6 protein-coding genes and 1 pseudogene are annotated in these 7,547 nt (G+C 71.8%); 4 read left to right on the forward strand and 3 right to left on the reverse strand.

Going from position 1 to position 7,547, the window contains the following annotated elements; genetic code table 11:
* Positions 1-81 precede the first annotated feature (81 nt).
* The 3 genes from MXD58_RS00485 to MXD58_RS00495 form a co-directional block, all read right to left on the reverse strand.
* Entirely contained in the window at positions 82-735 is a 654-nt protein-coding gene (locus MXD58_RS00485; RefSeq protein ID WP_248839809.1) for an AfsR/SARP family transcriptional regulator, read from the reverse strand.
* Between the two features lie 508 nt (positions 736-1,243).
* Positions 1,244-1,513 carry a hypothetical protein gene (locus MXD58_RS00490; protein ID WP_248839808.1) on the reverse strand — a complete coding sequence of 90 codons (270 nt, stop codon included), beginning with the start codon at positions 1,511-1,513 and terminating at the stop codon, positions 1,244-1,246.
* Complete coding sequence (locus tag MXD58_RS00495) at positions 1,510-1,842, reverse strand: ArsR/SmtB family transcription factor (protein WP_248839807.1); 333 nt, start codon at positions 1,840-1,842, stop codon at positions 1,510-1,512. Before MXD58_RS00495 ends, MXD58_RS00490 begins: the two co-directional genes overlap by 4 nt.
* Before the next feature lie 258 nt (positions 1,843-2,100).
* Between MXD58_RS00495 and MXD58_RS00500 the strand changes: the two genes are divergently transcribed.
* From MXD58_RS00500 to MXD58_RS00515, 4 genes and pseudogenes are all read left to right on the forward strand, one after another.
* Entirely contained in the window at positions 2,101-3,087 is a 987-nt protein-coding gene (locus MXD58_RS00500; protein ID WP_248839806.1) for an ABC transporter ATP-binding protein, read from the forward strand.
* Positions 3,084-3,995: an ABC transporter permease gene (locus MXD58_RS00505; protein ID WP_248839805.1), complete on the forward strand. Its 912-nt coding sequence runs from the start codon at positions 3,084-3,086 to the stop codon at positions 3,993-3,995. Before MXD58_RS00500 ends, MXD58_RS00505 begins: the two co-directional genes overlap by 4 nt.
* Before the next feature lie 48 nt (positions 3,996-4,043).
* Positions 4,044-6,500 carry an amino acid adenylation domain-containing protein gene (locus tag MXD58_RS00510; RefSeq protein WP_250608967.1) on the forward strand — a complete coding sequence of 819 codons (2,457 nt, stop codon included), beginning with the start codon at positions 4,044-4,046 and terminating at the stop codon, positions 6,498-6,500.
* Positions 6,497-7,547, forward strand: a pseudogene (locus MXD58_RS00515) (peptide synthetase); the annotation flags it as partial. The gene MXD58_RS00510 and the pseudogene MXD58_RS00515, both read left to right, overlap by 4 nt.

The following is a 7,547-nucleotide window of genomic DNA, read 5'->3' on the forward strand; positions in this document are numbered from 1 at the left end:
GGCCCGGCCGAGATGCACCGGGTCCGCCGGATCGATGGCCGCCACGGCTGCACGGGCCCCCGGTAAGGCGCCGCGTTCCCGTCAGTGGGACTCATCCGTCAGAATCGCCTGGTAGGCGTTGCGCAGCGCCGGGCCCGGATCGACCCCCAGCTCCTCTTTCAGCAGCTGGCAGCCCTGCTGGTAGGTGGCGAACGCCTCGGCCTGCCGATCGGACCGGTACAGCGCCACCATGAACTGCGCACGGAACGACTCCCGCAGTGGATGTGCGCTGACCAGCCCGGCCAGTTCGGCGGTGAGCAGCTCGTGCCGCCCGAGTTCGAGATCCGCGGCGATGCGGTTCTCCAGTGTTTCCATCCGGGCCATCTCGATCCGGGGTCGTTCGTTCTCCGCCAGCGGTTCGCTCACCCAGGTGAGCGTCGGACCGTGCCACAGGTGCAGCGCGGCTCGCAGAAGCTCGGCCGCCCGCTCGGGATCATGCGCCCGCAGCGCGTCCCGGCCGGCGCGGGAGAGTTTCTCGAACTCGCGTAGGTCGAACCGCGCCGCACCGATTCGCATCAGGTAACCGCTGCCCTGGCGGGTGATGGTCGTGCCCGCGCCCAGATTTTTGCGCAGGCGCGACGCGTAGGTGTAGATCTGGGCCTGATAGGTGGTTGGTACTCGACCGGCCCAGAGCAGCTCCCCGAGTCGCGTGTCGGGAACTGCCCACTCGCCAGCGAGTAACAGGGCCGCCAGCATCGTTCTTTGTTTGATCCCTTTGAGCGGAAGTTCGGTGTTGTCAACCCATAGTCCAACGGGGCCGAGGACGCGGAACTCCAACGTTGCCTCCCACCTCGAGTCCGACCAGCATCTGATGTCTGGAAAGCTCGACCACGGCAACGTCTGAATGGGGCAGAGAACGGTCTGGTCGCCGCAGGAAGGCGGTGGCCTGCCTGCGCCTGAAACCTTTTCGACTGCACTGGGTGCGACGGTCGAATGTCGGGTGTCAGGCTGCCCGGCCCGGACGATGACGCAGCATGGTCATATCCTCGCAGGGCGGATCGTTTCCGATCAACTGGTGCTTCCCGAAGTCGCGGGGAAAGCGGCGACCTACGGGAAACCGAACGCCATGCGGGCCGGCCGTCAAAGGGGAGCCTACTTACTCGGTCAACAGTTCTGCTGGCTGGTTGGCCGAAGATGCGGGTGGCCGTGTGGGCCACCCGGGTCTACACGGTGCCGCCGCCGCTGGTCGGCCGGCGGCCAGCGGTTATTCCACCTCCTTCAGGAGCCGCTCGAGCATCTGTATCCGGGTCTGCATCTCCGCCACCCGCCCGCCCAGCTCGGCGAGGTGGCGTTCGACGGACTCCTGGACGAGCAGGGACTTGTCCGCGATCCGGCGGTATTCGCTTTCGCGAGCAAGCACGATCTTCGCCCGCCGGGTCGACGCGAACTGCCAGATCGACACGACGATCACGATGGCGATCAGCGAGAAGATCCCGATGGTCCCGATGATTTCCTGCCAGTCGGTGGTGCTCATTCTTCTTCCCTCTTCTCTGGTGGGCTGAGTGTGCGGGCCGCGACTACGATGATCTCTGGCGTCAGATGGAGGTCGAGCGGCACGACCTCGTAGAACTTCATTGCCTTGCCATCCTCGGACAGTTCCAGCTGCGCGGTTACCAGCCCGGCCGCCTCGAGCTTGCGCAGGTGAACCTGTAGCAACGCACGGCTGATACCCAGCTCTCGGGCGAGCTGGCTGACGTAGTTGCGCCCGGTGACCAAGGCCGCGAGGACCCGCAGTCGGTGCGGGTTGGCCAGCGTCGCCAGTACCTGCACCAGCTCGTCTCCGGCGAGGTCCGAAGCCGTCACGGTGAGATCCTGAAGCACATGCTAAGAAATATTAGCAGATGATGAGTCGACTGGGCACCCCCTCCGCGGTTGCTGGAGGAACCGTTCGACCGGAGCGCGAGGACCCCCGTTGCCACGAGCCATGAGGAGTACTACCTCAGGCGTATGTGGCGCTGTGGAGGCCGATAAAGATCGGCCTTGAGGATGTCGGCAGGGGCCTCGAAGATCCCTAACGTGATGGTTGTCCGAGAGCGACGACCACACGGGAGCCGGGATCACATGATCGAGGCAAGGGGCCTGGAGAAGCGGTACGGCGACAAGGTCGCCGTACACGACCTCAGTTTCACGGTGCGGCCGGGGGCGGTGACCGGGTTCCTCGGTCCCAACGGCGCCGGCAAGTCCACCACGATGCGGATGATCCTCGGCCTGGACCGGCCGACCCGCGGCGAGGTGCTTGTCAACGGCCGCCGCTACCGCGACTCGGCGGCGCCGATGCACGAGGTCGGGGTGATGCTCGAAGCCAAGGCGGTGCACACCGGCCGGTCCGCGGCCAAGCACCTGCTCGCCCTCGCCCAGACCCACGGCATCTCCCGGCGCCGGGTCACCGAGGTGATCGACATGGTCGGGCTGACCGACGTCGCCCGCAAGCGTGCCGGTGGCTTCTCCCTCGGCATGGGGCAGCGGCTCGGCATCGCCTCCGCGCTGCTCGGCGACCCGGCGACGCTGATCCTCGACGAGCCGGTGAACGGCCTGGACCCGGAGGGCATCCGCTGGATCCGCGGCCTGCTGCGCGATCTCGCCGCCGAGGGACGCACGGTGTTCCTCTCCTCGCACCTGATGAGCGAGATGGCGCAGACGGCGACGAACCTGGTGGTCGTCGGGCGCGGCCGGCTCATCGCCGAGACGACCGTCGACGAGGTCATCGCGAGCGCCTCGCCGGCCGCGATCCACGTGCGCACCCCGCAGAGCGCGGCGCTGCGCGACGTACTGGCCGGTCCCGGCGTCACCGTAACCTCGACCGCCGCCGACACCCTCGACGTCACCGGCGCCACCAGCGTGCAGATCGGCGAGGCGGCGCGCGCCGCCGGCCTGGCCCTGTACGAGCTCACGCCGAGGCAGGTCTCGCTGGAGGACGCCTTCATGGACCTCACCCGCGACGCGGTCGAGTACGGCACCACCGGCACGTACGCCACCAGCTCCAGCAGCACAGACAACGAGAAGACTTTTGCCCTGGCGGGCATCGCGGGATCGGAGACCCGGGCATGAGCACGCAGACGACGCAGATGTTCGGCGCCACCTCGACCGCTGCCGGGCCGACGGCGGCGGCGACGGCGACGGCGACGGCGGGACGCTCGGCGGGCGGGCCCCGGCCCGCGAGCCACGGGCACCGGCCGGCGATGCGGGTCACCCAGCTGCGGGTCCTGCGCTCCGAGTGGACCAAGCTGACCTCGCTGCGCTCCACGGTGTGGACGATGGCCGCGGCACTGGGCGCGACGGTGCTGCTGGGCTTCGTCCTCTCCCGGGTAACGGCCAACGACTGGCCGCACTACACCGCCGAGGACATGCGCACCTTCGACGCCACCGCGACCAGCCTGAGCGGGATGTACCTGGCGCAGCTGGCCATCGGGGTGCTCGGTGTCCTGGTGATCTCCGGCGAGTACGCCACCGGGATGATCCGCGCCTCCCTCGGCGTGGTCCCGCGCCGTCTGCCGGTGCTCTGGGCGAAGGTCGCGGTCTTCGCGGTCGCGAGCTTCGGGCTGATGGTGGTGGCCAACCTGATCGCGTTCACCCTGGGCCAGGCACAGCTGTCCTCCCGGCACATCGACGTGGCGCTGTCCGACCCGGGCGTGCTGCGGGCGGTGCTGGGCACAGCGTTCTTCGTGACGGGGATCGGGGTGCTCGGCCTCACGCTCGGCGCCCTGCTGCGCAACACGCCGGCGGCGATCGCCACGCTGTTCGGGGTGCTGCTGGTGCTCCCGCAGATCGTCGGCGCGCTGCCGCCGCGGCTGGCCCGGATCGGCGACTACCTGCCCTCGGCGTCCGGGGACGCACTGCTGCAGGTCGTGCGTTCGCCCAGCGTGCCGACCCCGACGCACGGGCTGCTCGTGCTGCTCGCCTACCTGGTCGCCACCCTCGCCGCCGCGGCGGTCCTGCTGGTCCGGCGGGACGCCTGACCCGAACCCACCGGCATGGTCTCGATTCCCACCGCGCGGGAGGTCACGATGGCAGGTATGGCACTGCTGACGGGACCGGGCCCGGCCGTCTCCGTGGACGGGTCCCGGCGGAACACGGGTCCGGCCGAACCGGGCCTGGTGCTCGGCCGGCTGCGCCACGGCCGGCTCGGTCGCTTCCTGCAGACCCACCCGAAGCTGGTGGACGGGATGCTGGCCGCCGGGCTCAGCCTGGTCGTGTTCGCCGCGCTGCTGAACACGCTGGCCGGGGCGTCCGGTACGCGTCAGCTCACCGTGCTCGGGCTGGCCGCGCTGGAACTGCTGCTGGTGGTCTGGCGGCGCCAGTTCCCGATCGTGGTCCTCGGGGCCTGCCTCACGGCCGCCGGGGTGCAGGCCCTCATCGGCTCGGCGGTGACGAGCAACGTCGCGGTGCTGGTCGCCTTCTACACGGTGGCGGCGCAGGGCACCCGGCGCGCCCGGCGGGCGGCGACCGCCCTCATGGCCGTCGCGGCGGTGGTGGGGAGCATCGCGTGGCACGCGGAGAACCACGTGCGGATCCCCACCAACCTGAGCCTGCTCGGCCTGGTCGTGGTCACCGTGGGGGTGCTCGGGCGCAACGCGGGAACGCGGCGCGCCTACCTCGCGAGTCTCACCGACCGCGCCGACCGGTTGGAGCGCGAGCGCGACCAGCAGGCCCAGATCGCCGCCGCCGCCGAACGGGCCCGGATCGCCCGCGAGATGCACGACGTCGTCGCCCACAACCTGTCGGTGATGATCGCCCTCGCCGACGGCGCGGAGTTCGTGCTGGACAGCTCGGCGCCGCAGGCGAAGCAGGCGATCACGCAGGTGTCGCGGACCGGGCGGGAGGCGCTCGCGGAGATGCGCCGCCTGCTCGGCGTGCTGCGCGCCGGCGGGGCGTTCGTCCCCCTCGACGCCTCCTGGCCGGCGCGGCGCCTCGACGAGGTGGCCGACGGCGCCCGCATCGCCGCGGTCATCACCGCCGATGGCAGTGCGGTCCCCGCGTCGCCCGCCATCGCCTCCACCCGGGTCTTCCAGCTCGACCCGACCGGCGTGCTGGTCACGCCGGTCGACACCGACCCGGACCACCCGGCGCCGCCCCTCGCCGGAACCGCCGCGGCCGACGCCGACAGCGGCGTGGAGATGGAGAACCTCGCCTACGTCGCCTACACCTCCGGGTCGACCGGGACGCCGAAGGGCGTCGCCATCCGGCACCAGGCGATCTGCAACCGGCTGCGCTGGCAGGTCGACCTGCTGCGGCTCACCGGCGACGACGTCGTGCTGCACCGCTCGCCGCTGGACATCGACATCGCCGTCAACGAGATCTTCCTGCCGCTGATCGCCGGCGCCCGTCTCGTCGTCGCGCCGCCGGGGACGCAGGACGCCGCCGGCGCGCTCCTGGAGATCATCCACGACCAGGCCGTGACGTTCATCTACGTCACGACGTCCATGCTCGCGGCGATGCTCGATCATCCCGGCGGTGTCGCCGCGGGCCGCTCGCTGCGCTACGTCTGGTGCGGCGGCGAGGTGATGGACGACGCCATGTACCGGCGTTTCCGCGAGCGCTGGCAGGCGTGGATGTTCCACGGCTACGGCCCCGCCGAGGCGACGATCGGCGTGTCCTGCCGGGTGTACGAGCCGGCGACGGCGGCGGCCCACGTGTCCATCGGCCGGCCGAACCCGAACGCCCAGGTCCGCGTCCTGGACGCCGAGTACGACCCGGTGCCGGTCGGCACCGTCGGCGAGCTGTTCATCGGCGGCCTGCCGCTCGCCCGCGGCTATCTCGACGACTCGCGCCGCACCGCCGACCGGTTCGTGCCCGACCCGTTCAGCAAGGTCCCGGGCAGCCGGATGTACGCCACCGGGGACCTCGCCCGGTTCCGCGCCGACGGGGAGATCGAGTTCGTCGGCCGCGCCGACGGCCAGGTGAAGATCCGCGGCTTCCGGGTGGAGCTCGCGGAGATCGAACAGGTGCTGCGGCGCCATCCCGCCGTGCGCGACGCCGAGGTGGTCCTCGCCCCGGGCGAGGACGGCGCCGACGAGCTGCTGGCCTACTGGGTGAGCGCGGCCACGCCGACCCGCGAGGCGGCGGACCCGCGGGTCTGGCTGGCCGAACGGCTGCCCGCGCACATGGTCCCGGCCGCGGTCGTGCCCGTCGCGCAGCTGCCCATGGGCGGTGTGCGCGCGGACCGGGTCGTGCCCGCCGACGACGTGGCGCGGCACATCGCGCGGGCCTGGTCGGAGGTCCTCGACCTGACCGTGACCACGGTCGACGCCCGCGACGACTTCTTCGCCCTCGGCGGCCACTCCCTGCTGCTCACCGGGGTCCAGGCGCGCCTCGAACGGCGCCTGGGCCGGCCGGTGCCGCTGCTCGACCTCTACACGCATCCCACCGTCGAGGGCCTCGCCCGCCGCCTCGCCGGCGACTCCTTCGACCGCTCCGGCCGCACCGGCGGCCCTCACCGTTCCAGCGCAGAGGAGATCCTGTGACAGTGGATCAGACGGCGCCGGCCAGGTCCGCCGCCAGCGACCTGGCCAGCGTGGTCGAGGTCGCCCAGCTGGGCGTGGACGGGCACGCGCTGGTGCGCTCGTTCGCGGCGAACCCCGCCTTCCGTGCGGCCGAATGGGAGGAGCTGACCACCGAGAACAACCCGTACCGGCGCCCCGTCCGCCCGGACGACCTGCGCTGGCTGAACTACGGCGCGCCGCTGCGGGGTGAGCAGGCGCTGAAGCTGTCCGGCCTGCTCGGGCACCGGATGCTGCGCAACATCTACGACGCGGACCTGCTCTACCTGCCGGCGGAACGCAACGACGCCGCCGAGCACGACATCGACGATTTCTACGGCCCGGCGAACCGGCTGCGCGCCGCGCTCGCCCAGCCGGTGCTCGAACGCCACCTGTTCTCCCACCTGGCCGAGGACCGCCCCGCCCCGCCCGGCGGCCGGGCCGGCGAGGGAGCGTTTCGTGCGCTGGTGGGGGAGGTGGTCGGCTACTGGGAGGCGCGCCGCGACCATCCGGGTGACGCGTTCGCGGTGCTGCGCGGCACCCGCGACCGCCGCGAGGCGACGACGTTCGCGCTGCTGCAGCTCTCGGCGTATTTGCCGGCGGCCCGCACGGCGACGGCCCGCGCCGCCCTCGGCGAGTTCGACCGGGCCCATCCGGGCGCCCGCACGCTCCTGCTCGACGACTACCGGCGCTGGGCGAGCGCCAGCGACGACTGGGCGGCGCTGCTCGCCGCGGCGGGGCTCACCACGACCGTCGGCGCCTACTGGCAGCTCTACCTGAACACCGCGCTGGCCCGCGGCAATCACCTGCACCAGCTCTCCCGCGCGCCGCGGCGCCGCGGCGAGCTGCTCGGCGCCTACGTGCACCAGCGCCTCGACGACGCGCTCACCGCCGGGGCCTGGGCGGACGCGGTCGAGAACGCTCTGGGCGAGCGCCCGGCCCTGTTCGCCGCCGTGCCGCCGGTGACCCCGGCCGTTCTGACGGGCCTGGTCGGCGCGCTGCTGCGCCCGCTGGTCGCGGCCTGGGGGGAGC

This window comes from Frankia sp. AgKG'84/4, from assembly GCF_023242965.2.
GTDB lineage: Bacteria > Actinomycetota > Actinomycetes > Frankiales > Frankiaceae > Frankia.

Excerpts from the sequence above, each read along its gene's own strand:
- MXD58_RS00490 (WP_248839808.1), bottom strand. The coding sequence starts at position 1,513 with ATGAGCACCACCGACTGGCAGGAAATCATCGGGACCATCGGGATCTTC.
- MXD58_RS00510 (WP_250608967.1), top strand. The coding sequence starts at position 4,044 with ATGGCAGGTATGGCACTGCTGACGGGACCGGGCCCGGCCGTCTCCGTG.
- MXD58_RS00500 (WP_248839806.1), top strand. The coding sequence starts at position 2,101 with ATGATCGAGGCAAGGGGCCTGGAGAAGCGGTACGGCGACAAGGTCGCC.
- MXD58_RS00485 (WP_248839809.1), bottom strand. The coding sequence starts at position 735 with ATGCTGGCGGCCCTGTTACTCGCTGGCGAGTGGGCAGTTCCCGACACG.
- MXD58_RS00505 (WP_248839805.1), top strand. The coding sequence starts at position 3,084 with ATGAGCACGCAGACGACGCAGATGTTCGGCGCCACCTCGACCGCTGCC.